Here is a 26,791-nt window from a genome sequence, read left to right as displayed (position 1 = left end):
ACGGCCTGAGAAAACGTTTTTATCTTTCCTGAAAGCGCAGAATCAATAAATTTCATCTTATCGGGTCCCAATATAAATCAGCCTGTTTGGCTCCGGTTAGGGCTGAATGGTTTACAGTAATAATGATCGCTGTGTGACGTAAGCTGAGGGAATAACGATGCAACGCCTCTTTCCTGCACTCTGGGTAGTCCTGTTTTTGGTGGCTTCGCCGCTGCATGCGGAGCCAAAAGTCTACGGCGAACAGCGCATCCACCGCTGGTGGGATGCGGTAACAGACGATATTTCCCAGACCTGGGAGCAGCCAGATCGTTACGATCTCTACCTGCCGTTTCTGAGCTGGCATGCCCGCTTTATGTATGACAAAGAGAAAACAGATAACTACAACGAAATGCCGTGGGGCGGCGGACTGGGCGTTTCTCGCTACAACGACGAGGGCAACTGGAGCGCACTCTTTGCCATGATGTTTAAAGATTCACATAACGAGTGGCAGCCCGCGATGGGCTACGGCTGGGAAAAGGGCTGGTATCTGGATAACGCAAAAGATTTCCGTCTGGGTCTGGGAGCCGCCGCGGGGATCACCGCGCGCGACGACTTTGCTAACTATGTCCCGCTGCCGTTTATCTTCCCGCTTTTCTCTGCCGGATATAAGCGCGTCACCGTCCAGTTCACCTATATTCCCGGAACCTACAACAACGGCAACGTGCTGTTTGCCTGGCTGCGCCTGGGCTTTTAAAGGGTGATCACTTTTTTGGCCACTGCGTTGGACAGAATCAGCAGCGAAAACAGGACCGACGTAACAAAGGTGAGCACAATCAGAGCAAGTTTGGTGCTCAGGGACGTTACCGGAATGAGCGCCGTCAGCAGGTGAAACACCGAGTAGTGCATGATATAGACCCCGGTCATCGTTTTGCTAATGGCGGCCAGCACGGACTCTTTAAACTCCGCATTGCGGCGAAAACGTACGCCGTTGGCCGCAATCACCAGGGCAATAATCAGGATGTAGATTTGCGATCCGGTGAGGATAAAGGCGTTTCTGTCCGCTTTAAATAGCGCAAAAAAGAAATGCCGTTCGTAAAACCACGTGAAGAGATAGATAAACGGTATGGCAATCACCGCTGCCCTGACCACATTTTTGCGGCCGATCCACGCCGCAATCTGCGGATCGCAAAAGAGCTGCCCCGTCAGATAAAACAGCAGCCACGTCCACAGGCGATACTGCGGCGACAATGAAAGCACGTGGACATCAGGATAGAGGGCTGACAGCAAATCGTACCCGTATGAGAAAAGCAGCAGGGTGACAATCACCCCGCAAAACAGTGTTCGCCGCTGGCTGAGCCACTCCACCGCCGGATGAAAAGTGTAAATCACGACAAATGCGAACACGAACCAGGGCTGGATCAGATATCCGCGCTGATAGGGCTCCCACAGGTAGTAAATGGTTACCCAGAACAGAAAGACGATCACCAGGCTTTTGATCTTATCCAGCTGCCAGCGCGTGCCGTGTCGGGATTGCCCATCCAGATACCCTGCAACCACAAAAAACAACGGCGTGGCGATGGTCGAAATGAAGGTTAAAAAACCGAGGATCCAGTGATAGTCATAATCGTAATGGTCCCAGGTGTTGTAGATGGTGAAGAAGGTGACCGCCGTCATACAGCCCAGCGTCTTGATGATGTTCAGCCCTGTCGCATTCATTGTTGTTCAGCTTCGTCCTTACGATGAAAACACGCGTAAATTACGGGGAGTACCAGCAGCGTCAGGATTGTAGCAAACCCAAGCCCAAACATAATCACAACGGCCATGCTCTGGAAGAACACATCCAGCAGCAGGGGGGCGAGGCCAAGCACGGTCGTAAAGGCGGTGAGCAGGATGGGACGCAGGCGCGACGTGGCGGCGTAAACGATCGCACTGTGCTGATCCTGCTGCGCTTTCTGCTGCTCTATCTCTTCCACCAGCACAATGCCGTTGCGGATCAGCATCCCGCTCAGGCTCAGCAGGCCAATCAGTGCCATAAAGCCAAAGGGGATCCCGGTAAGTAAAAAACCGGGCGTAACGCCGATCAACGCCAGCGGCACGGTCAGCCAGATAGCGACGGCGTTTTTTACCGAACTGAACATCAGCACCGTGATCACAAACATCACCAGATACCCGAGCGGCAGCGTGGTAAATAGCCCCTGCTGCGCTTCGCTGGAGTTCTCCGCGTCCCCGCCCCATTCAATGCTGTAGCCGTGAGGCAGAGGCAGGGCATCTATTTGCGGCTTCACGCGGGCGAGAATATCGCCGGACGTTTGCTGGCTTAGCGGGTCAGGGTCGGTCTGCACGGTCAGCACGCGCGAGCGGTCGCGACGCAGGATCAGCGGATCTTCCCACTCCAGCGCGAAGCCGCTGACGACGTTGCTCAGCGGAATATACTGCTGCCGGGTCTGGCTCCAGACCAGGACGTTATTCAGGTGATTGGCGTCCAGCCGTTCACTTTCCGGCGGGCGCACCACCACGGGTAACAGGTCGCTTCCTTCTCTGTACAGTCCCGCCCGGCTGCCGGAGAAATTCATCTCCAGGGCGTTATCGACGTCCTGCTTATCCACGCCAAGCTCACGTCCCAGCGCGGTGACGTACTGCGGGCGGATCACTTTGCTGCGGTTTTGCCAGTCGTTCCTGACGCTGTCCGTCGCCGGATCGCGCGTAAGAATACTGTCTACCTGGCTGGCGATCAGACGCAGCCTGTCCGGATCGGGGCCCTTAATACGTATTTCAATGGCGCTGTCACCGGAGGGGCCAAACATCACCCGTTTCGTGCTGGCATTAACCTGCGGGTAGTTCCGTGCGATGTACTCATCAACGTGGCGGGTCAGGGCGGGGATGTTACGCTGGTCGTCCATTCTCACCATGATTTGTGCATAGTTGCTGTACTGCCGCTGTCCGCTGTAGGTCAAAATAAATCGCATACTTCCCTGACCAATCGTCGAGACCGTAGTTTCCACACCAGGCTGGCCGTTAATGGTTTTCTCGATATCGCCGGTCATCTTCTCAGTCCAGTTAATGTCGGTCCCGTAAGGGAGCCAGAGATCGACAAAGAAAATTGGCGTACTGGATGAGGGGAAGAAGTTCTGCCGCACCGAGCCAAAGCCCCAGATGGCGGCAGCCAGCAGTGCGGCCATCACCATCAGCGTTGGCGCTTTACGCCGTAACAGTGCATTGAGCAAACCCCGGTAGATCCGATAGATGCGTTTGTCGTAGGGATCCGTTTCGTCGGCGTCTGGCGGTGCAGCGTCATGTTTAAACAGCCACCATTTAATCAGCACCGGCGTAATGGTGAGGGCTGAGAACCAGCTCAGCATCAGCGAAATCAACAGCACCTGAAACAGCGACTTACAGTATTCGCCGGTGGAATCCTGTGACAGCCCGACGGGCGCAAAAGCCAGGATGGCGATGACCGTCGCACCCAGCAGCGGCAGCGCAGAGCGGCGAATAATCGCGTTAATGGCGTTAAGCAGGGGCGAGCCCTGCTGCCGGGCTATCAGTACCCCTTCGACAACCACGATGGCGTTATCGACCAGCATACTGAGGGCGATGATCAGCGCCCCCAGTGAAATACGCTGTAGTTCTATGCCCCAGAGATACATGATCAGCAGCGTGCCCAGCACGTTGAGCGCGAGGGAAAAGGCGATAATGAGCCCGCTGCGTAAGCCCATAAAGATCAGCAACACACCGACGACAATCGCCAGCGCCATCAGGAAATTAATGATAAATCCGTTGACGGAATGCCCGACCTCCGCCGCCTGATCGTAAAACAGGTCGATATGGATACCTGCCGGTTTCTCGGCTGACATCTGCTCAAGCTTCGCCTCCAGGGCATGTCCCACGTCGATCACATTAACGCCGGGGATAAAGGAGACGCCCATGGTGACGGCTTTTCTGCCGTTGGCATGGTAGATGCTGGCAGGGGACGCATCCAGCCCGCGTGACAGGGTGGCAATATCCCGTAAACGGGTAGCCGCCCCAACGCCGGGCGGGGTCACTATGAGATCGGCCAGCTCGTCAATACTTTCGAATTCACCTGTAGGATGCAGACGAATTGACTCAGTACCGGAGGGGATCTCTCCCGCGCTGGAAACCACGTTCAGCCTGCTGAGCTGGGCAGAAAGCTGGTTAAGCGTTATCCCGCGCGCGGCCATTTTGCTCAGAGAAATGTCCACGTTAATCTGCTGGGTGAGGGCTCCGCCGATGGCCACTTTGCCCACGCCCGGCACGAGGACCAACTCCCGGCGCAGCTGCTCGGCATACCGGACCAGTTCCGGATTGCTGAATTCATCGCCGGAAATGGCAAAGAAAAAGCCGAACACATCGCCAAAATCGTCATTCACAAACGGGGTCACTACCCCCGGTGGAAACTGTCGGGCGGCATCTCCCACCCGGCGACGCAGTTCATCCCAGATTTGCGGCAGCGCATTTGAGTGGTAGCGCGAGGCTATATTGACCGTGATCTGCGACAGGCCGCTGGAGGAGATGGAGCTGACGTTATCCAGGTAAGGTAACTGCTGAAGCGCGTTTTCCAGTGGCAGGGTGACCTCTTCCTCAACCTGCTGCGCCGACGCGCCCGGATAATGGGTGATTACCACCGCCGTTTTGATGGTAAACGCCGGATCTTCCAGTCTGCCGATGTTCAACAGGGCAATAATGCCACCTACGCCCAGTAGCAGAATAGTCAGCCAGACGCGAACCGGGTTGCTGATAAACTGACGAGAGATATCCATTACAGTCCCCGTTCACGCGTCCAGATACGTACCGGCTGGTTGGGATGTAACTCCCCAACGCCTGCGGCCACCACGCGTTCACCCGCCTTAAGCCCACCGACGATGACGACCCCCTCAGCGCTGACTTGCCCGACGCTGACCTTACGATCTTCCAGGTGCAACGTATCGCCTTCGCCCGTCACCACCCAGACGTGTGGCTCATTGCGCGGGCGGTTATCCGGGTTAAAGACCGCTTCAACTGGCACCACCAGCGACTCATTGCCCACGCCCGCCGGTAGGTTGGTTAAATTGATGGTGACCGTTCCGCTTACGCCGCCCACGACGGGAAAATCATCCGGGCGGGGCATGGTTAAAATCACCTGCCAGGTCAATGTGTTGCTGTCGCTACTGCCTGAGTGCTCTTTGTACACAGCGGTAAACTCGCGACCGGGCAGGGCGTTGATCCTCACTACCGGTCTGTACTGCGCATTGCGGATATCGAAGGTGTTAAACAGGTTCTCTGGAAGGCTGAACACCACGTCCAGCAGGTCGGTACGGGTCAGGGTGACGACGGGCTGGCCGGCTGAGACGACCTGATGATTTCGCACATGTACGCTGGCCGCTGTCCCGCTAAAGGGGGCGACGAGCGTCATCTGGCTTAATTCCTCGCGAGCAATCTGTAGCGCGGCGTTTGCAGAATCGCGGTTTGCGCGCTGGACATCCATCTCGGCCTTCGACACGGCCTGGCGTCCTGCCAGGGTCTGGAAGCGGTCGAATTGCCGCTGAGCCAGGGTCGCCGCCGTTTGCCTGTCGTTCAGACGCTGCCGGGCTTCGCGATCGTTAAGACTGGCGAGCCGTTGTCCCTGTTTGACAACGGCACCCTGGCGAATGTCCAGAGTCTCAATCTGCCCGGCACGTTTGAACGCGAGATCGGTGGCGTCGCCGGATTCGATACGCGCGGGAAATACGCGCTGCTGCGCGTTGCCGGCCTTGACCACCTCTGCGACTTTTACCATTTTTGGCAGGGGCGCGGCGCGGTCGGGTTTGGGGTCGCACGCCGTCAGCAGCAATAAAACAGCAGGCAGAAGAGAGAGGTAGCGCTTCACAGTATTCCCCTGATAATAATTGTTTTATTTATTTCGTCATCAATGCTGGGGTGGCACTATTCCGCCAGGGCCGAGACGACCACATAGGTAAATAAACCGATTGCTGTGCTGGCGATAATGGCAAGCGCAATAAACAAACCAAGGCGAATCAGGCTTAAACCGTACATGCATTCCTCCATGAGGTTGAAGGTGGCGCGGGATAATGAGAATGAACGTGTTGCATGTCTGACTATGAGCATAGTCGGTGAATAAATAAATGTTAAATAACCATTATTAGTGGCGTGACATACTCAGGCGAAACAAGCGATACGATAGCGTATCCCCTTTGAATAACATCCTGATATTCCTGTGCTACGTTTAATAGCATCCATTCCTTTTTTCCGTAAAAGGCATTCACGCCTGTACCCATGGGTTTGATGCGATCTCTCCTGATTCACTCACTGTTGTGTTGGTTATAAAAAGGATGCTTGATATGTATAAAACGATTCTGGTGCCGGTGGATGTATACGAAACAGCGTTGTCTGATAAAGCGCTACAACATGCCCAATTTCTGGCGCAAAGCGCATCGGGTAATGTCCATCTGCTGTACGTTATGCCAAAGTTCTCGGCGGAACTGACCCGCGGTTTTATTGCAGACGCGAGAAAGATGGATGAATATATGATTAATAATGCTAAAGAAAAACTGGCCGCGCTGGTAAAAAAAATCAGCCTGCCGGAAGCAAATGTCCATCTACATGTTCGCAGCGGGAATATACGTGATGAGGTAATCAAACTGGCGGATGAACTTAACGTCGGCGCGATTATTGTGGGGTCGCGCAATCCCAATATTCAAACCCATTTATTAGGGTCAGAGGCGGCGAGTATCGTTCGTTATGCACATGTTCCTGTTTTCGTTATTCGTTAATGACATGAAAGCAAGGTGATTTCTGAAAAGAACCCGAGGAAGGAACGATGATAACAGAAAAGCCTCACCATCCGTATTATCAACAGACCGTTGATGAAACCCTGACAAATATCCAATCCAGCCTGGACGGACTTACCAGTGCAGAAGCCACCGCCAGACTGGAAAAATACGGTGAAAATGCCTTACCGCAAAAACCGGGTAAACCTGGCTGGCTGCGCTTTCTGGCCCATTTCAACGATGTCCTTATTTACGTCCTTCTGGCGGCGGCGCTGCTGAAGCTGATAATGGGACACTGGGTGGATATGTTTGTCATTCTTGGGGTGGCCATCATCAACGCCCTGATTGGACATATTCAGGAGAGCAATGCGGAGAAATCGCTGCAAAGCATTCGTAATATGCTCTCCAGCGAGGCTGTGGTCATCCGGCAGGGCAACCATGAAACTATCCCGACGACAGCGCTGGTGCCGGGAGATATCGTGGTGATACGCGCCGGGGATCGCATTCCTGCCGACCTTCGCGTAATAGAGGCGCACAACCTGCGGGTGGAAGAAGCTATTCTTACCGGCGAATCCACGGTAGTGGAGAAAAGCAGCGATGCGCTCCACGGGGAGTTGCCGTTAGGCGACCGTTACAACCTGCTTTATTCTGGCACCACCGTCAGCTCCGGCGGGGGAAAAGGGCTGGTGGTGGCGACCGGGGGGGAGACCGAACTCGGCCATATCAACCAGATGATGTCGGACATTGAAAAACACCGTACCCCGTTGATGGTGCAAATGGACAAGCTCGGCAAGACCATTTTTATCACCATTCTGGTGATGATGCTGGCGCTGTTCGTTTTCAGTCTTATCTTCCGTGATATGCCCGTATCAGAGCTGGTGCTGTCGCTGATTAGCCTTGCGGTGGCGGCGGTGCCGGAAGGTTTACCGGCCATTATCTCTATCATCCTCTCGCTGGGCGTGCAGGCGATGGCGCGTCGCAAGGCGATTATTCGCAAGCTGCCTACCGTGGAAACGCTAGGGGCGATGACGGTGATCTGCTCGGATAAAACCGGCACCCTGACCATGAATGAGATGACGGTAAAAGCGGTGATTACCGCGGACACCACCTACCGCGTGGAGGGAGACAGCTACGAGCCGGTGGGCAATATTCACCCTGTTGACGATCCAACACCGGTAACCGTGACCCAGGGGTCTGTGCTGGAGCGCTATCTGCGCACCGTCGATCTCTGTAATGACAGCCAGCTGATCAAAGATGAGCAGGGGCTGTGGAAAATCACCGGCGGGCCTACCGAAGGCGCGCTGAAGGTGCTGGCGGCAAAAATCCCGCTTCCGGCAATTGACGCCGAATTGCGCAGTAAAATCCCATTCGATTCGCAATATAAATACATGTCCACCCTTTATCGCCTGGGCGACGAAGAGGTGATGTTAATCACCGGTGCGCCGGACGTCCTTTTCCGTCTTTGCCAGCACCAGCAGACTCAAAACGGGCTGGAGCCGTTCAACCTGCACTATTGGGAAGAGAAGATTGAAGAGTATGCGCGCGAAGGATTGCGCATGGTGGCTGCGGCCTGGAAACCGGCCGCCAGCGGGCAGCGCGAGCTGACGCATGCGGATCTGCAAGAGGGGGTCATACTGCTCGGCATTGCGGGCATGATGGATCCCCCGCGCCCGGAAGCCATTTCGGCCATTGCCGACTGCTTGCAGGCGGGCATTCGCGTGAAAATGATTACCGGGGATCATCCACAAACGGCGATGAGCATTGGTCAGATGCTGGGTATTGGCAACGCGGCGAGCGCCATTACCGGGCGCGAACTGGAGGCGATGGACGACCACCAGCTGAGCGAGGCGGCGCAAAAATACGATATCTTTGCCCGAACCAGCCCGGAAGATAAATTCCGTCTGGTGCAGGCGCTGCAAAGTAAGCAGGAAGTGGTCGGGATGACCGGGGACGGCGTGAACGATGCGCCTGCGCTGAAGCGGGCGGATGTCGGCATCGCGATGGGGATCAAAGGTACTGAAGTCACCAAAGAAGCCGCCGATATGGTGTTAACGGATGATAATTTTGCCACCATTGCCCGGGCGGTCCATGAAGGGCGTCGGGTCTACGACAACCTGAAAAAGACCATTCTGTTCGTTATCCCGAGCAACATCGCCCAGGCCCTGCTGATCATTATTGCCCTGCTGGCGGGGAACCTTATCCCGTTAACACCGGTACTGATCCTGTGGATGAACATGGCAACCTCGGCAACGCTGTCGTTTGGTCTGGCGTTTGAAGCGGGTGAGAAGGACATCATGAACCGGCCGCCGCGTAAGTCTAACCTGCACGTGATGGACGGTTACGCCATCTGGCGCGTGGTGTTTGTCGGCCTGATGATTGCCATCAGCGCCTTTGTGCTGGAGGCCTGGCTGCAACCGCGCGGTTACTCGGCGGAGTTCATCCGCACCGTGTTGCTGCAAACGCTGGTCACTGCCCAGTGGTTTTACATGCTCAACTGCCGCGTCACCGACGGCTTCTCCCTGAGTAAAGGTCTGCTGGCTAACAAGGGCATATGGATCGTGAGCGGCGTACTTCTGGCCCTTCAGCTTCTGATCGTCTATGCGCCATTTATGCAGATGTTGTTCGGTACCGAAGCGCTGCCGTTCCGCTACTGGATCATTACCTTCCTGATCGGGTTCGCAATGTTCATGATTGTGGAAGCGGAAAAAGTCCTTACCCGGAGATGGCGCACGACGAAAGGTTAACTGAATGAGTAGGCTAAGCCTGCCCACCGGCAGGCTTTCTCTTTGACCGAGTACAGAACACTATGATTCGATTTGCCGCGTTCGTTTTTACGCTTTGTATACTGGTTCCCGCTGCATCTGCTGTAACCTACCCACTCCCTCCCGAGGGGAGCCGCCTGGTGGGAGCGCCGATAACTGTCACCGTACCTGAAGGCAATACCCTGCCGCTCGAAGCGTTTGCAGCGCAGCACGGGCAAGGGTTAAGCAATATGCTGGAAGCTAACCCGGGGGTAGATCCGTTTTTACCACGTGCCGGTACAGCGCTGGTGGTGCCGCAGCAGCTTATTCTGCCGCCAACCGTGCGTGAAGGGATTGTGGTGAACGTCGCGGAAATGCGTCTTTACTATTATCCACCCGGCAGCAACACGGTTGAGGTGCTGCCTATTGGCATTGGTCAGGCCGGGCGCGAAACGCCGCGTAACTGGGTAACCGCCGTTGAGCGCAAACAGGAAGGCCCAACCTGGTCACCCACGCCAAATACGCGACGTGCTTACGCGAAGGAGGGGAAAACGTTGCCCGCGTTCGTGCCCGCCGGGCCGGATAACCCGATGGGGCTGTATGCCCTTTATATCGGCAGGCTGTACGCGATCCACGGTACCAACTCAAATTTCGGCATTGGCCTGCGCGTCAGCCAGGGCTGCATTCGCCTGCGTAATAACGATATCAAATACCTGTTCGATAACGTTTCGGTGGGGACGCGGGTACAGCTTATCGATCAGCCCGTAAAAGTGACCACCGAGCCGGATGGTAGCCGCTGGGTAGAGGTTCACGAGCCGCTTTCACGCAATCGCGCGGAATTTGAATCAACCCGAAAAGTGCCGCTGCCCATTTCGGCCGCGCAAAGGACGCAGCTGATAAGTGAAGGGGCGGGCGCTGAGCTGGAACGGCGGTCGGGGATGCCGGTGAGGCTTGCAATGCCCGGTGGCGTTGCGCTTTCCGGGCCTACAGGACCGTAGGTCGGATAAGCGGAGCGTCACCCGACAAACGTACCAAACGCAGAAAAGCAAAAAGCCTGCTTTAAAAGCAGGCTTTTCAAATTTGGCTCCTCTGACTGGACTCGAACCAGTGACATACGGATTAACAGTCCGCCGTTCTACCGACTGAACTACAGAGGAATCGTGTGAACGGGGCGCATATTATCGACCTGCGTACGCCTTGTCAAAGGATGGATCGCCGACTTTAGACTGTTTGCTGACAAAAACAGCAAACTGACGTTTTTGCCAACGGAATGCACCATTATTGTGCAGATATACCCCGAATGGGGCAGATCGGAATCCGTTGTCACTGTCTGAAAACAGGCACCAGCGATTGGCTTTCCTTATTTTCAGCCGCTTAGCAAAGATATTTATTCGCTGCCAAAACCTGGCATCCATATTGCAAAACCTGTTTAACAACACAGCCGTTACCGGCACGCTATTTTCGAACAGGGGGCAACATGAACTTAAGACGACTGAAATACTTCGTAAAAATCGTCGATATCGGCAGCCTGACCCAGGCGGCTGAAGTGCTGCATATCGCGCAGCCTGCGCTGAGCCAGCAGGTCGCGACTCTGGAAGGCGAAATGGACCAGCAACTGTTGATCCGCACCAAGCGCGGCGTAACGCCTACCGAAGCGGGAAAAATTTTATATACCCATGCCCGTACGATCCTGCGTCAGTGCGAACAGGCGCAACTGGCCGTGCACAACGTAGGTCAGACCCTGAGCGGGAATGTCTCCATCGGCCTGGCACCGGGAACGGCCGCATCGTCGGTAACCATGCCGCTGCTTCAGGCGGTGCGCGCGGAGCTACCGGAAGTGCTGGTTTATCTGCATGAGAACAGTGGTTCCGTGCTCAATGACAAACTGCTCAACGGTCAGCTGGATATGGCGGTGCTGTACGATCGCTCACCGGTTGCCGGGATCACCAGCCAGCCGCTGCTTAAGGAAGATCTTTATCTGGTCGGGACCCGTGATTGCCCCGGCCAGAGCATTGATTTAACCGCCGTGGCAGAGATGAACCTGTTCCTGCCGCGCGACTACAGCGCCGTGCGCGTTCGCGTTGACGAAGCGTTCTCGCTGCGCCGTCTGACGGCGAAGATTATCGGGGAGATTGATTCCATCTCCACGCTGACTGCCGCCATTGCCAGCGGCATGGGGGTAACGGTACTGCCCGAGTCTGCCGCACGTTCACTGTGCAGCGCGGCGAATGGCTGGATGGCCCGCATCACCACGCCATCCATGAGCTTACCGCTGTCGTTGAATATGTCCGCGCGCGGCTCCCTGTCACCGCAGGCGCAGGCGGTGAAAGAGATCCTGATGTCTCTGGTCAGTAAGCCGTCGCTGGAAAATCGCGAGCTGCAACTGGTCAGCTGATATTCCAAATAAGCATAAGATGCTGGTTTTTATTATTTGTTCTCCAGCCCGGCTGACTCTAACAATAGCCTTATGTCAGATGCGCCGGAGTGAATCGTGAATTTCCAGCAACTTAAAATTATTCGTGAGGCGGCCAGGCGGGATTACAACCTGACCGAGGTCGCTAACATGCTTTACACCTCTCAGTCGGGTGTCAGCCGACATATCCGCGAGCTTGAGGAGGAGTTAGGCATTGAGATTTTTATCCGTCGCGGCAAGCGCCTGCTGGGCATGACGGAGCCAGGCAAGGCATTGCTGACCATCGCTGAGCGCATTCTCAATGAGGCCAGCAACGTTCGTCGGCTGGCAGATCTCTTTACCAACGACGCGTCAGGTGTGCTGACAATCGCCACCACCCATACGCAGGCGCGCTACAGTCTTCCGACCGTTATCAAAGCATTTCGTGAGATCTTCCCGGATGTACGTTTGGAACTGATCCAGGGCACGCCGCAGGAAATCGAAGTGCTGCTGCATAACGGTGGGGCAGATATTGGTATCGCCAGTGAACGGCTGAGCAACGACCCGCTGCTGGTGGCGTTCCCGTGGTTCCGCTGGCATCACAGCCTGCTGTTACCCGCCGATCACCCCCTGAATCAGGTTTCGCCCTTGACGCTGGAAGAGATCGTCAAATGGCCGCTGATTACCTACCGGCAGGGCATTACCGGACGCTCGCGCATTGATGAAGCGTTCAAGCGTAAAGGGCTCACACCGGACGTGGTGCTGAGCGCGCAGGATTCCGACGTGATCAAAACCTACGTCGAGTTAGGGCTGGGGATTGGCCTGGTGGCCGAGCAGTCTGGCGGAGAATATGAAGCCGGAAATCTGGTGCGCCTGGATACGCGTCATCTTTTCGACGCGAATACCGTCTGGCTGGGGCTAAAGCGCGGGCAGCTTCAGCGCAACTACGTGTGGCGATTTATCGAGTTGTGCAATGCAGGGCTGTCCGTGGATGAGATCAAACGCCAGGTGATGGAACCGGAAGAGGTGGCGATTGATTATCAGATTTAGTCGCTAATCAGTAGGTCGGGTAAGGCGCAGCCGCCACCCGGCAAATTTACCGAACCCACAAAAGCAAAAAGCCTGCTTTAAAAGCAGGCTTTTCAAATTTGGCTCCTCTGACTGGACTCGAACCAGTGACATACGGATTAACAGTCCGCCGTTCTACCGACTGAACTACAGAGGAATCGTGTGAACGAGGCGCATATTATCGACCTGCGTGCGCCTTGTCAAAGGGGAAAACACCGTTTTTGTTCGTTTGCCGACAATTTCAGCAAACCGATGATTTAATAGCAAATTTGCTTTCAAATTGCACAGCAAATCGCGCCGCCCGCAGACAGGCGGCGCGCAGGATCAGAACAGAACGGAGTAGTTCAGACCAAACGTACGTCCACGGCCTTTATAAGTATAAAGACCCGGTGCACCGTAGGTTGGACTATACAGCCCCGGTGCGCGCTGGCCCCAGGCGGTGGTGTAGTCTTTGTCCAGCAGGTTCTCCACGCTGAAGCTGACTTTGCCCACCGGCAGGGCGTAGCTACCCAGGAAATCAACGGTGTTATAGCCATCAATCTTCTTACCGTCGGCGTCAGACACGTCGAAGGTTTGTGTGCTCTGCACGCGCAGGGCCCAGTCGCCCGGCGCCCAGTTCACCCATGCGCTGGCTTTCGACGGGCTGGCGCTGTCGACCGTCAGCTTCTCCCATTTCCCGTTTTCACGCGTTTCGGACTTGATGGCGTTAAAGTTCGCCCCGGTGCTCCAGTCGCTGTCGGTGAAGAAATAATCCACCTGGCCTTCAATCCCGTAGATACGACGTTTGTCGTCTTCCAGGTTGATGGTCATGTCGCTCTTGTTGATAGTGATGGTTTTATCCGAGAGCGAGTAGTAGGCCGCCACCTGGGTACGCAGGTTATCGCCGGTGAAGCGCCAGCCCAGCTCGTAAGCATTGACCTTAATACCGTCCAGCGTTGAGTCGTTCACGTTCACGCTGTTTTGCAGGCGATAGTGACCATCGACCAGCTGATAGGTGCCGGAGCCGTAGTACTTCGCCAGGTCCGGAATTTCGAAGCCCTGGGAGAAGTTAAACCACAGCTGTTGCTGTTCGTTCAGACGTCCAAGGATCCCGGCGTTAAACAGGAAGTTGTTGTAGTCGGTTTTCCCGCCCGGCACCGCGTCAGCGGAGGTGGCTTTGCCCGTGGCGATTGCCTGCTGCTGGGCGTAACCGACAAAATCGTCCACCTTGTTTTCGGTGTACTGGTAGCGCACGCCGCCGCTCAGGGTGATAGCGTCAATGTCATAGCTGGCTTGCAGGAACGGCGCGAGGTTGGTAATGCTGTATCCCGGGTAACGGCCCACGTTGTAGGCGTTGTCCAGCTCCATGCCGCCGCTCGCCGCCGCTTTGCTTAAGTCGAAGAACTGCTGGTTGGCGTCGAACGTTTCGTGATCGGCATCCACACCCCAGGTGAGGGTCAGGTCATCCATCGGCTTACTGTTCAGCGTCAGCTTGCCGCCGTAAAAATCGGTTTTCTGCTGGGACGCGCCAATGCTGGTCACCGCGCCTTTGCTCAGCGTCGGGAACGGGTAGTAGGTCAGGCTCTCATCACGGTAGTAAATCTGCGCAACCAGATCCTGCCCCCAGAAGTCGGTGTTCGAGTACTGCAGGTTGATCAGGTGACGCTCTGTGCCCGGGATACGGTCAGAGTTCAGGTTGTCTTTGTTATAGGCTTTGGCATCGCCCGTGACCGCAGCGAAATTCTCTCCGAGGAACAGGCCGTGCTTGCCGTCGGATTCGCTCTTGTAGTACTGGGTGGTTAACTGGAGCTGCTGATGATCGTCGATGTTAATGGTGCCCGTTCCCATCACGTCGATACGGTCGGAATACTGCAAGCCGGTCTGGGTGTTATCGATAATCACCTCGTCGCCGTTGCCGTCATACCAGCCGCCGTAGCGCTGATAGGAGACCGACAGACGTCCAGAGGCGTTGTCGTTGCCGCCGCTCACGGCTGCTGAGACGTTCTCATCATGGTCGTTATGGCTGTTAAACCCGCTTTTTGCCCCGGTCTGGAACTCCACTTCGGTCTCCGGCTGGCCTTTTTTGGTGACGATGTTCACCAGCCCGCCGGTACTGCCGCCGCCGTACAGCGAGGTGGCGCCGGAAATGACTTCGATACGGTCAATGTTGAACGGATCGATAGAGTCGAGCTGGCGGCTGTCGCTGCGAGACGAGTTCAGACGTACGCCGTCCACCATCACCATCATGGAGCGACCGCGCAGGTTCATGCCGTAGTTGGTACGTCCCTGGCTGCTGACGTCCATGCCGGGGATCAGCTGGGCCAGCACCTCTTTAATCTCTTTCCCGCCCTGAACCTGCTGCTCAATTTCCGCCCGCTCTATAACCCAGGTGGTTTGCGCCATCTCTGCCACGCTGCGATGTGCCCGGCTGGCAGAGACCACAATATCTTCTTCCTTTTGTTCTTCCGCCCACGCAGAGGTAGAAAGCATGGCAAGTAAGCACGGATTTAAAACCCAAAGATGAGAACGTTTCATTGTTATGTTGATCCTGAATGTGTGTGTCAGTACTCGGTGGTCTTCATTAATGATTTAAAAACCTGGCTGCTCTCCGGGCTGGTGGTGCTCCGCCAGTGGATCACGCCGGGGGTGGTTGCCAGTTCAAACGGCTCGTCATCGTGAGCGCGATTCAGAATTCGCGCCGCGCGCCAGGCCATCAGGCTGAGCTGGGGTTCGGCAATACCGAGACGGTGCATCCCGGCATTGACGGCAAACAGGCGGTTGCTCTGCGGGCCGTCCCATTCAAGGGTGAAATCGTTGTTGATGCAGAAGGCTTCATCCTCATCCAGACGCAGTCGGGAAGAGAGCGGAGCGAGGAAAGCAGGCTGCACGGCGCGGTAGCCGGTGGCGAAAATCACCACATCGCTTTCAAGCTGTTCGCGACCGCCGTCCAGGTGATGCTGGATGCTCAGGCGCTGCCCGTTCTCCTGGCGCGTCAGCGCCGTCACCGAGCGGGACGGCATCAGGTGCGCCCAGGGTTTTTCCCGCAGCACTTCGAAGCGGTGATACATGGCACGATAGATGGCCAGCAGCGACTCCGTGGTGATCCCGTCGGAGGTCATCTTCTGCTCCTGCAACATCTGGCGACGGGCGTCGTCACCGAGGGTGGAGAAGCTGTCCACATACTCCGGCGTGAAATACTCGTTAGCAAACGCGGCTTCATCCAGCGCGTTGTAGTTGTTGCGACGCGAGATCCAGTTGAGGCTCAGCGGCTGGCCCCATTCCCCACGGAAGATATTCAAAAACAGATCCGCACCGCTCTGGCCGCCGCCGACGACGGTGACGCGCTTGCCTGCTAAATCCGGCGTGCGCAGCATCATTTCGCTGGCATGGAAGCAGGTGTCGTCCTGCGCGGTGACGCAGTCTGGCAGATTGATCTGCTTCCCAATCCCCACGCAGACGTGGCGCGCCAGGAAGCGATCCCGCTGGGTCACGACCTCAAACAGACCGTTTTGCTCATCAAAGCTGACCTGCTGCACCTGCTGGCTGAAGGCCAGATTAGTCAGGTTATCCGCCGCCCAGCACAGGTAGTCGGCAAACTCCTCGCGCGAGACGGTGCGCTGCTCGGTAGTGAGGAAACGGTAGAACTTTTTGCGCTGTACCAGGTAGTTCAGGAAGCTGTGGCGGTTGGTTGGCTCCACGGCGCTGACCAGATCCTTCAGGAAGCTGGTCTGCATGTGGCAGTCCGGTACCATCATTCCCGGGTGCCAGGAGAAGTGCGGCTTGCGTTCAAGAAACAGCGAGCTAAAACCGTCCAGCCCCTCTGCCAGCGCGGCAATACTGAGGTTGAACGGACCGATACCAATGCCGATGAAATCATAGGTTTTCATTGCGCTGACTCCTGGGAGACCAGAAAAAGAGGGTTATCAAGATCGCAGACATAGTTCGGCAGCATGCGGTTGCCGCCATCGTGTTCAGAGAAGGTCAGTTTGACCGGGTTGAGGATCACGCGAATAATCTGCGGCTTAAACAGGTCGAACTTCGCGAAGCGCGCCGCAAGATCCGGATGGGCGGCCATATAGCGACGTAATACCTGCGCCAGGATCTGATAGAAGCGGGTTTCGCTCACGCCGCATTGCAGGGTGAGACGGGAAATAAAGCGCAGCACCGTGACAAAGTTGCCGGTTTGCAGGTCGTGGATGATGTAATCCGCACTGAGGCGTGCGGTGACGGCTTTTACCTGCTCCGGCAGGCTCTGCGCCTGCGGGAAATCCTCGTCCACCAGGCGCATGTCGCCCTGGAAATCCTTCAGCAGAATGCGCTGTGGGACGTAATCTTTCATCACCAGCGTGACGTTCTGGCCGTGGGCGATGAGCGCCACCCCGTAGCGGCAGAGCAGGTGATAGAAGGGGATCACCGTCGCCTCAAACAGCTTTTCCAGCCATGCGTCTGCGGTTAACCCCGAGCGTTTGATCCATGCGTCAATCAGCGGGCGCCCGTCGTTATCGGTTTCCATCAGCGCGGCCATCAGCACCGCCTGTTCGCCATCCTGTAAATAGCAGGATGGGTTCTCGCGCCAGATCACCCCCAGCATCTCCTGATAGCGGTACGGCGCCTCAGGCAATGCGGCATAACCCGGATGCGACAGATATCCGGCTGCGGGTTCGCCAAGTACCTGCGCCCCGGAGTAAATCAGCGTGGCATCGCTGGCGAACTGCTGCTGTAGCCAGCGCGAGGCCAGCGGACCGGCGGCAATATACTTGCCCGGAATACCGCGGTAGCAGGAAGTGTTGTAGATGGTCAGCGGCAGCTTGATGTCATACGGCGCGCGACGGCTGGCATTGGTCAGCGTGCGCAGGGACTGCTGCGCCAGATACTCATCGCCGAACTCTCCCAGCTCCACCATCTCACCGCGCGCGAGCTGTGCCAGGAAATGAATGGCAATTTTTTGCTGCCACTGCCACGGATGCAGCGGCACCGGCAGCCAGCTGTCGTCCAGATCCAGTTCCTGCCAGCGGGCGTCGAATCGGTTGCGCTCGGCATCGTCCATGGCGCTGGCGAGCAGGGTGTTGATATCGCAATCGGCGTCACTGCTCCAGACCAGACGATCGCGTTGCACGGCGACCCAGTGCAGACGAAAACGCCCGCGATATTCCGGCGCGTACAGGCGCAGGGCATCCAGCCCCCAGCCGCGGCGTCCCTTGTTAAAAATAAACTTAGGGTGACCGCGCATCAGGCACTGTAGTTCGTCCGGGTCGAGGTGGATCAGCGCATCGGCATCCAGCGTGTCACGCGCCTGCAACAGCTGCATGTCGCCCCGCAGCGTGGCGTAGAGATCTTCCATGTGCTCCGCCGTTTGCGCGTCGCTCATCTCCAGCACGGTGGCCAGTTGCAGCAGCGCGTTTTCCGCTTCGACCGCCGCGCCGCTGGCGGTGGTCAGGGTATCAGGGTCAATATGCAGCCAGCCCCAGATCCCACGCGTGGCGCTAAACTGCCAGGTCGCGTTGCCCATACTGATGCGCCAGTAGTCCGCCGAAACCGGCTCGGCGCGCAGGGTGCGTTCATATTCCAGTTCAGCGAGGATCTTCGCCACCATCTCGCGGTTCACTTTCTGCCAGAGCGCGTTCACAGTTCCACCTCATGGAAGAAGCGGTGACGCTCGCTCATGATGAGACGGGAACGTTTGTGCGGGAAGTCGAACTCTTTCACCGTGTCGAAACCGGCAGACGCCAGATGGCGGAACAGACGCTGGTTGTCGAAGCGCGGTTCCGCCACAATGCGCGCCGTACGCGGTTCATCGAGATACAGATAGTGGCTGAGGCCGCGCAGCCAGCTGCGGATATACTGCGCCCCGCGCCAGTTCTCTTCACCCACCAGCATGTGCAGTCCGCGATCATAGGGCTGCCAGCGATAGTGGCGGCCAATGCGGTCTTCCGCCGCCCAGTAAAGTTCAAAATAGCCGAACGGCTGGTCGTCAAAGCAGCCGATCACCGGGTAGCAATAGGTCGAGTCGAGCTGACGGCGCAGGTAGTTCTCCTGCTCGGCCTGCGGGCCCGCCATCTCCCAGAAGGCGTTCACGCGTGGGGTGTTCATCCAGCGGGTAAAACGCTCGCCGTCCAGCGCCACGTCCGCCACGCGGAATCTCAGGGTGCGCTTAATCTGCGGATCGTAACGGCGATACACTTCGCCCTGCGGACGATGAGGGCGCAGCGGGAAGTACAGCTGACGGCTTTCATCAAACTGCATTCCGCCGCTCGCCTGCGGACGTTCGCCTTTCAGCCACAGCGGCAGCTGCCAGAATATTTCGCGCGCCAGATAATCCCCGTTTGCGAGGCTAAACAGCGCCTGCGCCTGAGGTTCATCCTGCCAGGCGGCCCACGGCAGGGTAATGCCGGTCAGGGCGGGGGAGGCTACAAACAGCTGGTCGAGGGCGTCCACCAGCCAGCCGTCCGGGAGCCCGGCCAGACGCGCAAGGACCGCGCTGCCGTCAAGACCCAGCGTCAGCGGCAGGTTTTGTTCCGTGGCCGTACAGCGAAAGCCGTAGCCGGAATGGACGATGTTCGCGTTTGCCATCACGCCTTCTCCTTATAAAACGGGTTGCTAAAGTCGAAATAGATCACCGCCGGATCGGCGATGGTGTTTTCGTTGCGATCGTGCAGGTAGCAGAAGAAGTTGCCTTTGCAGTTCCAGGTCGGGCTGTCGAGCACATAATCAAGGCAGCGGGTCTGCTTCGCCTTCATGCGCAGTTTGGTCAGCGCGTCACGCACGCGGGGCATCAGGTTCTCTTCGCTGTCGAAGCCGGCAGCGGCGAGCGCGGCGGTGACGGCAAGGGTAGAGTTCAGCAGCAGGTAATAAGGGAAGTAGCGCAGCAGCTGGCTCTCACCGAAGCGGTTTTCCACCTCGGTTTCGCCTGCCTCTTTCAGCCACGCGTCGGCCCCTTCGGTCCAGGCGCTGCCCTGACAATCGCGGTAGATCAGCCCAACGGGGAAATCCTGCTGCATCTCAACGAGGATATTTTGCTGGTGCGCCAGCAGGACCAGACCGTAGTCCGCCTCGGCGCTGAACAGCGGAAGCAATACGCGGTCGCAGTAGGCGTCCAGCCAGCAGCGGGCGGCCTGAGCGAGCGGGAGATCCAGACGCTGGCTCAGACGGCGCACCGCCGCCGCCAGCAGGCTGTCGCCGCCGTCCGGTGCCGCCTGGGTCAGGCTCACCAGCACGTTGGTTTGGGTATCTGGCGTATCAAACAGCAGGTTGACGCGCAGGGCCATCAGGCTCTCTTCCTGAATGACGCCGCTTTCATCGCGCAGCCCGGCCCAGCCGTCTTCCTGCATCACGCGCATGGTCGGGTAGCGCGCCTGGAGTTCCTGCCAGCGTGCCGTTTTCGCCAGCCGCGCCAGGCGCATGCCGCGCTTAACTTCTTTGACCGACAGCGTGCGCACGGAGTTGGTCAGCCGCACGCTGAGGGAAAACTTAATCATGTCGCTATTGGTTTCGCTGTACAGCGAGCGGGAAGAACTGGTAGGCAGCCACTGTGCGCCCGCCTCGCCAAGATCCCGCAGGGCGCCTTTTTCAACCAGACGCTGGCACCACGGCTGCTCCAGCAAATAGGCAGCCTGCCACGGATGCATCGGCAGCAGCCAGCGGGTGTCGGTGAAGTGGCCGAGAAGATCCGGCGCACTCTGGGCCGCGAAGCGCAGCAGACGTTCACGCAGGGAGACGTTCAGACTGTCCCCGGCAATCAGTTCATGCTCAACCGCAAACCAGCGCAGCGGGAAGCGCGAGGCGAAATCCGGCAGATAGCGGCGCGCCTCGGCCTCGTTAAACGGCTCGTGCGATTTTGGGGCAGGATGAAAAGCATGGCCGACCAGCAGCGCCTGTTCCGCTTCGGCAAAGGTCAGCGGCTTATCGCGCAGGTTTGCCCAGTTGTGGCGTAAATCAATGGCCTGCCAGGTGTGCGTATGGCTCTCCAGGACGCGCTGCTTAAAGCGCGCCAGCGTATCGGCGTCCAGAGCGCCTTTTACTGTCTTTTTTTCAAGTATGAAATCAATCAGTTGATGGAATGTGACCGTGTCACCGCCGTCGCTGTCGGCCTGAATCAGCGTGGCCGGGAAACAATACTGGTGATGCTGCGTGGGGGAGAAATAGCGTACCGGAACCCGGATGGCCTGGGTTGGGGAGAGCGGGATATGTATCTGCGATAACTCATCCGCACGGGTTGCGGGAAGATAGTGCCAGTCCTTCGTTTCGCGCAGCAGCGCGTTCAAAAAACACTGGGCCGCAACATCTGTACCGGCGGAGCGGGGCAGAGCACGCATAGATGTACCTCATTCCATGACTGATAATAATTCTCGTTATGATATTCATTCTGTTTACAGCCGCAACTATTTTTGCAATATTTGTTTTCATAAACTTCATAATTTCCACACATTTATTGACATTATCTTCACAATTCTATGCGCACCTGTACTGAGAACATCACAGACAATATGGCCCCGAAGGCAAACTGGCCCCTTGCACTGGGCGCCGGTTTATTGGGTATCGGACAAAACGGTTTGCTGGTCATGCTGCCGCAGCTGGTCTCCCTGACCGGACTGTCGCTCTCCGTCTGGGCCGGGCTGCTGATGTTCGGCTCGATGCTCTTTTTACCCGCATCGCCCTGGTGGGGACGCCAGAGCGAGCGGCACGGCTGTAAGGTCGTGATGCTGGCCTCGTTAGGCGGCTATCTGGCGAGCTTCGTCCTGATGGCGCTGGTGGTCTGGGCGATGGCCAACGGCGCGCTGAATGCCCTCTGGGGAATGGCGGGCCTGGTTCTGTCGCGCATGCTGTACGGCCTGACGGTATCGGGGCTGGTGCCTGCGGCCCAGACGTGGGCCATTCAACGCGCGGGGCTGGATAAAAGAATGGCAGCGCTGGCAACGATAAGCTCTGGCCTTAGCTGCGGGCGTCTGCTGGGACCGCCTCTGGCCGCGCTGATGCTCAGCGTCAGCCCGGTCGCACCGCTCTGGCTGATGGCGCTGGCGCCGTTTATCGCGCTGCTTCTGGTGCTGCGCGAAGCCGCCGATCCCCCGCTGCCGCCGGTGGCGCACCAGTCGACGCGGTTACAGGCCTCTATGATGCCTTTCCTGCTGCTGGCGCTGCTGCTGGCGGCGTTGGTCAGCCTGATGCAGCTTGGTTTATCGCCGCATCTTCATCCGTTATTTAATGGCGATGCCGTGCAAATCAGCCATCATGTCGCCCTGCTGCTGAGCCTGGCCGCGCTGGCGACCCTGGCGGCGCAGTTTCTGGTGGTACGCCCGCAGCATTTTAGCCCGAGGGTTTTACTCTTAATTGCCGCGGTCTTGATGGTGGCGGGGCTTGGGCTGATGTGTCTCGCCAGTTTAGCCCTGTTCTACGTGGGCATTGTCATCACCTCGCTGGGTGCCGCCATGGCCACGCCGGGATACCAGCTTTTGCTCAACGATCGGCTGACGACGGGCAAAGGGGCAGGGGTGATCGCCACCAGCCATACGCTGGGGTACGGGGCCAGTGCGCTGCTGGTACCCGTGGTGACGCGCTTTTACGGTGAGCAGTTTTTGATTACTGCCGCATGGGGAATGGCGCTGCTGTTTCTCGCGGTGAGCGTGTGGGTACGATCGACCGATCGTACCCCTGCTGAACATTAGTGGAACGGATGAGAGGAGGTGCTGGCTGCGTCCTCACTTTGCCGCAGACGCTGGAGCGGATCCTGCTGGTAAAACTGGCAGAAACGCTGCCACAGCGCCGGGAAGCGTGGGGCGAAAAGCTCAGGTGCGCTAAAGAAATACTCGGACAGCACCGCGAAGCACTCGGCGGGATCGGTCGCGGCATAGGCATCAATGCTGGCCGCGCTTTCACCCACCAGGTCTATCTCATCCTGAATGTTTTCCATCGCCGCGTGCAGGTCGTGCTCCCATCCCGCGACTTCACGCAGCGGGATCAGCGGCACGCCGCTGGCGCGATCGCCGTTGCGGGTATCCAGCTTATGCGCTACTTCGTGAATGATCAGGTTGAAGCCCGAGGCATCGAACGAGTCCTGAATATCCAGCCAGTTGAGGATGATCGGCCCTTGCTGCCAGCTCTGCCCGGACTGCACCATACGCTGGTTGTGCACCAGCCCGATGTCATCCTCCCACTCATCATCGACGATAAACGGCGCCGGGTAGATCAGCACTTCGTGGAAGCCATCCAGCCATTCGATACCCAGCTCCAGTACCGGTAAGCAGAAGAGCAGGGCGATGCGCGAATTTTTAAGCGGATCCAGTTCGAAGCCCTGTAGCGGCACCAGCCGTTTTTGCTGTAAAAAACGCTCGGCCAGCTGAATCAGCTTTGATTGCTCTTCAGGCAAGAGATTCGCCAGCACGGGGATCGCCAGAGCCTCATCCCAGGGCAGCGCCATATTTCGACCAGCTTCGTTCGTTTTCCAGGGCCACTTAATCATCGCTTTGCTCGTTACTCGCACGTGAACAAAATGGAAAGGTCAGGGGCTGTTAGCATGCCAACATACTCTGTTAAGCAGTATGACACTCCTCTTCGGCGGCATGCAGACTGGCAGCCTGTTTAAGAGGAATCCAGCCCGCATAAACTATCACTATGTGCCGTAAGGTTGATAGCGCTTTAGGGGTATCCCCTTCATTTTGTGAAGTATGTCGTACGCGGCTATGATAAATCTCTTCTTACCCTACCGTGCTTAAGGATCCCGTCAGTATGCCCGTCAATTTTGACCTCAACGATCTCTACGCCTTTCGTGCTTTACTGGAATACGGCAATTTCCGTCTTGCGGCAGAATCTATCTGCCTTTCCCAGTCGGCGTTGAGTCGCAGAATTGAAAAGCTGGAGGCGGCACTGGGGACAAAACTGTTCGACAGAACTACCCGGCGCGTCACGCTGACCCTGTATGGACAGACCTTTGCCGACCGGTGCGGGCAACTGCTTGTCGACGTGGAGTCCATGCTTTCGGATATCGATAAGGCCAGCGAGGAGCGCACGGGATTAATCACCGTGGCGACGGTGCCGTCAGCCGCCTGTTACTTTATGCCGGATGTGATCCGCCGCTTTCAGTCCCGTTACCCCCGCGTGCGCATTAAACTTATCGACAGCAGCGCCGGAAATGTTATCGAGGCCGTCACCCGCGGACAGGCGGATTTTGGTATCTGCTTTGCCCGGAGTTTACAGCCCGACATCGAGTTTGTCCCGCTGGTGGAAGACGTCTACGTGGCCGCCTGCCGACGAGACAGCCCGCTTGCAAAAAGAAAAAGCCTGACGTGGCAGGCTTTTTATCAGCAGGATTATATCGGTCTGGATAAGACCTCCGGCAACCGCAATCTTCTCGACCAGCGGGTCGGACATATTCGGCCTGAGCGCCCCAGCATCTGCGAAACGCGGCACGTGACGACTATGCTCGGGATGGTTGAAGCCGGGATCGGCATTGCGGCCGTTCCCGCCATGTCAATGCCCCGTGCAGAGCATTCGCTGCTGACGTCGGTGCCTTTAACCGAGCCAGAGGTCAGGCGAACCGTGGGGCTGATTCGCCGCCGCGGGCGGATCCAGTCCTACATTGCTGCCGAACTCGAAACGCTGATCACCGAGCAGTATCGCGAGGTGCACTGACGGGCGTTAAGCCCGTTGCCGTAATGACGCTGGCCGCCTGTGGCGAGGAGAGAAAGGCCAGCAGCGCTTTTCCCTGCTCAGGATGGTCGGCCTTCTGCGTTACGGCTCCGGCGAAACGGGTAATGTACTGTATGTCGTCAGGCAACTTACCCACAAACGTCACGCCCGGGACCGGCAGAAGCTCGCTCACCTGCTGAAAGCCGAGATCGTATTTCCCTTTTGCCACTTCAGACGCCACCGGGATGCGCTCAACCCGGTGCGCTTTATTTTGGACCTGGCCGTCGATGCCCAGCTTACGGAACAACTGGCTCTCAACATACCGGCCGCTGGCGCTGTCGGAATAAGCCATGGAATGCGCCTTCAGCAGCGTTTGCCGCAGGGCGGGTACCGTACTGATATCCGGCACCGGCGCGCCCGCTTTGACGACCATCCCGACGGGCGAATCCGCCAGCTCCACGCGGGAGCCCGCCGCCGTCCTGCGATCCTGTTCCAGTTTCGCCAGCGCATCTCCAACCATAATCACCACGTCCGCTTTTTCGCCCCGGGCGAGCCGGGCCGGAATGGCCTGCGGTGTTTTGCCCATCGACGGGCCGGAGACCACAATGAGCCTGTCGCCGCTTTGCGCTTCGTACTGCGGCGTCAGCTTCTCCAGCGCCGCTTTGAAGCCGCCAGAAATCATCACCGTTACATCCTGCGCAAGCGCGCCCGCGCTGAGGGTGGCGAAGGTCAGGGCGGCAATCACCGTTCTGAATGTAAGCATGAGGGATCACTCCTTAACGGCGGTTTGCAGAATTAACGTGCGACGACGATAGAGATAAAGCGTTGCCAGCAGGGCGCAAACGGCGGCAAAGCTCATCCAGTACCCCGGTGAGGCTTTATCGCCGGTGTACTCAATTAAGGCGGTAGAAATCACCGGCGTGAAACCGCCAAAGACCGCCGTTGCGAGGCTATAAGCCAGCGAGAAGCCCGCCACACGCACCTCTGCTGGCATGATCTCCGTCAGGGCCGGGATCATCGCGCCGTTATACAGGCCGTAGAGGAAAGAGAGCCACAGCAGCACGGTCAGCATCATGGAGAAACTCGGGGCTGCCGCCAGCATCGTCAGTGCCGGATAGCTGGTCGCCAGCGCCAGCAGCGTCATGGCGATAAGCACCGGTTTGCGTCCGAAGCGGTCCGATAGTGCACCGCCAATCGGTAGCCAGATGAAGTTAGAAATGGCTACCAGCAGCGTGACCAAAAGACTGTCCGAGGCGCTGAGCATCAGGACTTTTTTACCGAAGGTCGGTGCGTAAACGGTGATCAGGTAAAACGCGGTGGTGGTCATCGCCACCATCAGCATACCCGCGACGACTACTGGCCAGTTGGCGAGCAGCGTTGTGAAGACCTGACGCATCGCCAGATGGTGGCGACGGGCGCTGAATTCCTCGGTCTCTTCGAGCTTGCGGCGCAGGAAAAAGATGAACGGCACAATCAGACAGCCAAACAGGAACGGAATACGCCACCCCCATTCGCGAATGGCACTCTCTTCCAGCACCATATTCAGCGCAAAGCCCATCGCCGCCGCGATCATAATGGCGACCTGCTGGCTACCCGACTGCCAGCTGGTGTAGAAACCCTTGCGGCCCGGCGTTGCGATCTCCGCCAGATAAACCGAAACCCCGCCCAGCTCGGCGCCTGCCGAAAAGCCCTGTAACAGGCGGCCGGTCAGCACCAGTAGCGGCGCCCACAGGCCAATGCTCTGATAAGAAGGGATCAGCACAATCAGAAAGGTTCCGGCGGCCATAATCGACAGGGTGACGATCAGCCCTTTACGGCGACCCACTTTATCAATGTAAGCCCCCAGCACAATGGCCCCGATCGGACGCATCAGAAAGCCCGCGCCAAAGACGGCGAAGGTCATCATCAGCGACGCAAATTCACTGCTTGCCGGGAAGAACGTGTGGGCGATGTAGGTGGCATAAAAGCCGAACAGAAAGAAGTCGAATTGCTCAAGAAAGTTGCCCGACGTGACGCGGAAAATCGCGCCCGCTTTCGAACGAACCGTTGCAGGTGAGGTTGAGGAAACCATGATTATCTCCAGTTTTATAGTGACGTTATGCTCGTCTGTTTCTGAAAACTGGATCAGGAAGTGGAAATTGATAAGCGCAAATCGCGCATGGACTGATGCGTGTGGTGCATTAATGACAAAGCGTTGACCAGTATTTACATATTCAACAATAACTTAACATTTCGGTGATCTTTTATTTACC

19 protein-coding genes and 2 tRNA genes are annotated in these 26,791 nt (G+C 57.3%); 8 read left to right on the top strand and 13 right to left on the bottom strand.

Annotation, left to right across the window (positions count from 1 at the left end):
- The first annotated feature begins 157 nt into the window (after nucleotides 1–157).
- Entirely contained in the window at nucleotides 158–733 is a 576-nt protein-coding gene (gene pagP / locus ACQG11_RS01065) for a lipid IV(A) palmitoyltransferase PagP (protein ID WP_023300518.1), read from the top strand.
- Here pagP and ACQG11_RS01060 read toward each other — a convergent pair.
- The 3 genes from ACQG11_RS01060 to ACQG11_RS01050 are packed head-to-tail and all read right to left on the bottom strand — an operon-like array spanning nucleotide 730 to nucleotide 5,839.
- Nucleotides 730–1,653 carry an acyltransferase gene (locus ACQG11_RS01060; RefSeq protein ID WP_160863192.1) on the bottom strand — a complete coding sequence of 308 codons (924 nt, stop codon included), beginning with the start codon at nucleotides 1,651–1,653 and terminating at the stop codon, nucleotides 730–732. The two genes, pagP and ACQG11_RS01060, sit on opposite strands and share 4 nt — an antisense overlap.
- Before the next feature lie 38 nt (nucleotides 1,654–1,691).
- Nucleotides 1,692–4,754 carry an efflux RND transporter permease subunit gene (locus ACQG11_RS01055; RefSeq protein ID WP_046619215.1) on the bottom strand — a complete coding sequence of 1,021 codons (3,063 nt, stop codon included), beginning with the start codon at nucleotides 4,752–4,754 and terminating at the stop codon, nucleotides 1,692–1,694.
- Entirely contained in the window at nucleotides 4,754–5,839 is a 1,086-nt protein-coding gene (locus ACQG11_RS01050) for an efflux RND transporter periplasmic adaptor subunit (RefSeq protein ID WP_426728101.1), read from the bottom strand. The genes ACQG11_RS01055 and ACQG11_RS01050 overlap by 1 nt, the downstream gene beginning before the upstream one ends.
- 472 nt (nucleotides 5,840–6,311) lie before the next feature.
- On the opposite strand from ACQG11_RS01050, the gene ACQG11_RS01045 reads away from it, so the two are divergent.
- From ACQG11_RS01045 to ldtA, 3 genes are all read left to right on the top strand, one after another.
- A complete protein-coding gene (locus ACQG11_RS01045; protein WP_023300514.1) occupies nucleotides 6,312–6,743 on the top strand; it encodes a universal stress protein in 432 nt (143 codons plus the stop codon).
- 47 nt (nucleotides 6,744–6,790) lie between these two features.
- On the top strand, nucleotides 6,791–9,484 hold the full coding sequence (locus ACQG11_RS01040) for a cation-transporting P-type ATPase (RefSeq protein WP_023300513.1): 2,694 nt from the start codon (nucleotides 6,791–6,793) through the stop codon (nucleotides 9,482–9,484).
- A gap of 62 nt (nucleotides 9,485–9,546) precedes the next feature.
- Nucleotides 9,547–10,479: a L,D-transpeptidase gene (ldtA, locus tag ACQG11_RS01035; protein WP_032671311.1), complete on the top strand. Its 933-nt coding sequence runs from the start codon at nucleotides 9,547–9,549 to the stop codon at nucleotides 10,477–10,479.
- Nucleotides 10,480–10,562: 83 nt separating this feature from the next.
- Here ldtA and ACQG11_RS01030 read toward each other — a convergent pair.
- A tRNA-Asn gene (locus tag ACQG11_RS01030) sits at nucleotides 10,563–10,638 on the bottom strand.
- Between the two features lie 320 nt (nucleotides 10,639–10,958).
- Here ACQG11_RS01030 and nac point away from each other — a divergent pair.
- Together nac and cbl are read left to right on the top strand one after the other, a co-directional pair.
- Nucleotides 10,959–11,876: a nitrogen assimilation transcriptional regulator NAC gene (gene nac, locus ACQG11_RS01025; protein ID WP_022648585.1), complete on the top strand. Its 918-nt coding sequence runs from the start codon at nucleotides 10,959–10,961 to the stop codon at nucleotides 11,874–11,876.
- Nucleotides 11,877–11,972: 96 nt separating this feature from the next.
- A complete protein-coding gene (gene cbl / locus ACQG11_RS01020; protein WP_003859532.1) occupies nucleotides 11,973–12,923 on the top strand; it encodes an HTH-type transcriptional regulator Cbl in 951 nt (316 codons plus the stop codon).
- A gap of 99 nt (nucleotides 12,924–13,022) precedes the next feature.
- Here the strand turns inward: cbl and ACQG11_RS01015 are convergent.
- The 6 genes from ACQG11_RS01015 to ACQG11_RS00990 form a co-directional block, all read right to left on the bottom strand.
- Nucleotides 13,023–13,098 (bottom strand) — tRNA-Asn (locus tag ACQG11_RS01015).
- A gap of 167 nt (nucleotides 13,099–13,265) precedes the next feature.
- Nucleotides 13,266–15,455 (bottom strand): TonB-dependent siderophore receptor, encoded by a 2,190-nt coding sequence (locus ACQG11_RS01010; RefSeq protein ID WP_426728100.1) that lies wholly within the window; start codon nucleotides 15,453–15,455, stop codon nucleotides 13,266–13,268.
- Between the two features lie 26 nt (nucleotides 15,456–15,481).
- Nucleotides 15,482–16,807, bottom strand: a complete 1,326-nt coding sequence (locus tag ACQG11_RS01005) for a lysine N(6)-hydroxylase/L-ornithine N(5)-oxygenase family protein (RefSeq protein ID WP_023306541.1) — start codon at nucleotides 16,805–16,807, stop codon at nucleotides 15,482–15,484.
- Nucleotides 16,804–18,546 (bottom strand): IucA/IucC family protein, encoded by a 1,743-nt coding sequence (gene iucC / locus ACQG11_RS01000; RefSeq protein ID WP_058646943.1) that lies wholly within the window; start codon nucleotides 18,544–18,546, stop codon nucleotides 16,804–16,806. The genes ACQG11_RS01005 and iucC overlap by 4 nt, the downstream gene beginning before the upstream one ends.
- The gene (locus ACQG11_RS00995; RefSeq protein ID WP_108367119.1) at nucleotides 18,543–19,490 is read right to left on the bottom strand and encodes a GNAT family N-acetyltransferase; all 948 of its coding nucleotides are present in this window, start codon (nucleotides 19,488–19,490) and stop codon (nucleotides 18,543–18,545) included. The genes iucC and ACQG11_RS00995 overlap by 4 nt, the downstream gene beginning before the upstream one ends.
- On the bottom strand, nucleotides 19,490–21,232 hold the full coding sequence (locus ACQG11_RS00990) for an IucA/IucC family protein (protein ID WP_108367118.1): 1,743 nt from the start codon (nucleotides 21,230–21,232) through the stop codon (nucleotides 19,490–19,492). Before ACQG11_RS00990 ends, ACQG11_RS00995 begins: the two co-directional genes overlap by 1 nt.
- Before the next feature lie 138 nt (nucleotides 21,233–21,370).
- Here ACQG11_RS00990 and ACQG11_RS00985 point away from each other — a divergent pair, with 138 nt between their 5' ends.
- Entirely contained in the window at nucleotides 21,371–22,579 is a 1,209-nt protein-coding gene (locus tag ACQG11_RS00985) for an MFS transporter (protein ID WP_022648579.1), read from the top strand.
- Here ACQG11_RS00985 and mtfA read toward each other — a convergent pair.
- On the bottom strand, nucleotides 22,576–23,373 hold the full coding sequence (mtfA, locus tag ACQG11_RS00980) for a DgsA anti-repressor MtfA (protein WP_022648578.1): 798 nt from the start codon (nucleotides 23,371–23,373) through the stop codon (nucleotides 22,576–22,578). The genes ACQG11_RS00985 and mtfA overlap by 4 nt on opposite strands.
- Before the next feature lie 266 nt (nucleotides 23,374–23,639).
- Between mtfA and ACQG11_RS00975 the strand changes: the two genes are divergently transcribed.
- Nucleotides 23,640–24,542, top strand: coding sequence for a LysR family transcriptional regulator (locus ACQG11_RS00975; RefSeq protein ID WP_023300505.1), 903 nt, complete (start codon nucleotides 23,640–23,642; stop codon nucleotides 24,540–24,542).
- Here the strand turns inward: ACQG11_RS00975 and ACQG11_RS00970 are convergent.
- Together ACQG11_RS00970 and ACQG11_RS00965 are read right to left on the bottom strand one after the other, a co-directional pair.
- Entirely contained in the window at nucleotides 24,514–25,302 is a 789-nt protein-coding gene (locus tag ACQG11_RS00970) for a substrate-binding domain-containing protein (RefSeq protein ID WP_063849658.1), read from the bottom strand. The two genes, ACQG11_RS00975 and ACQG11_RS00970, sit on opposite strands and share 29 nt — an antisense overlap.
- Nucleotides 25,303–25,308: 6 nt before the next feature.
- Nucleotides 25,309–26,610 carry an MFS transporter gene (locus ACQG11_RS00965; RefSeq protein WP_063151882.1) on the bottom strand — a complete coding sequence of 434 codons (1,302 nt, stop codon included), beginning with the start codon at nucleotides 26,608–26,610 and terminating at the stop codon, nucleotides 25,309–25,311.
- Nucleotides 26,611–26,791 lie beyond the last annotated feature (181 nt).

Source organism: Enterobacter cloacae complex sp. 372C4, from assembly GCF_050030615.1.
In the GTDB taxonomy this organism is placed as follows: Bacteria; Pseudomonadota; Gammaproteobacteria; order Enterobacterales; family Enterobacteriaceae; genus Enterobacter; species Enterobacter intestinihominis.
This window is presented reverse-complemented; position numbering and strand designations above follow the sequence as displayed.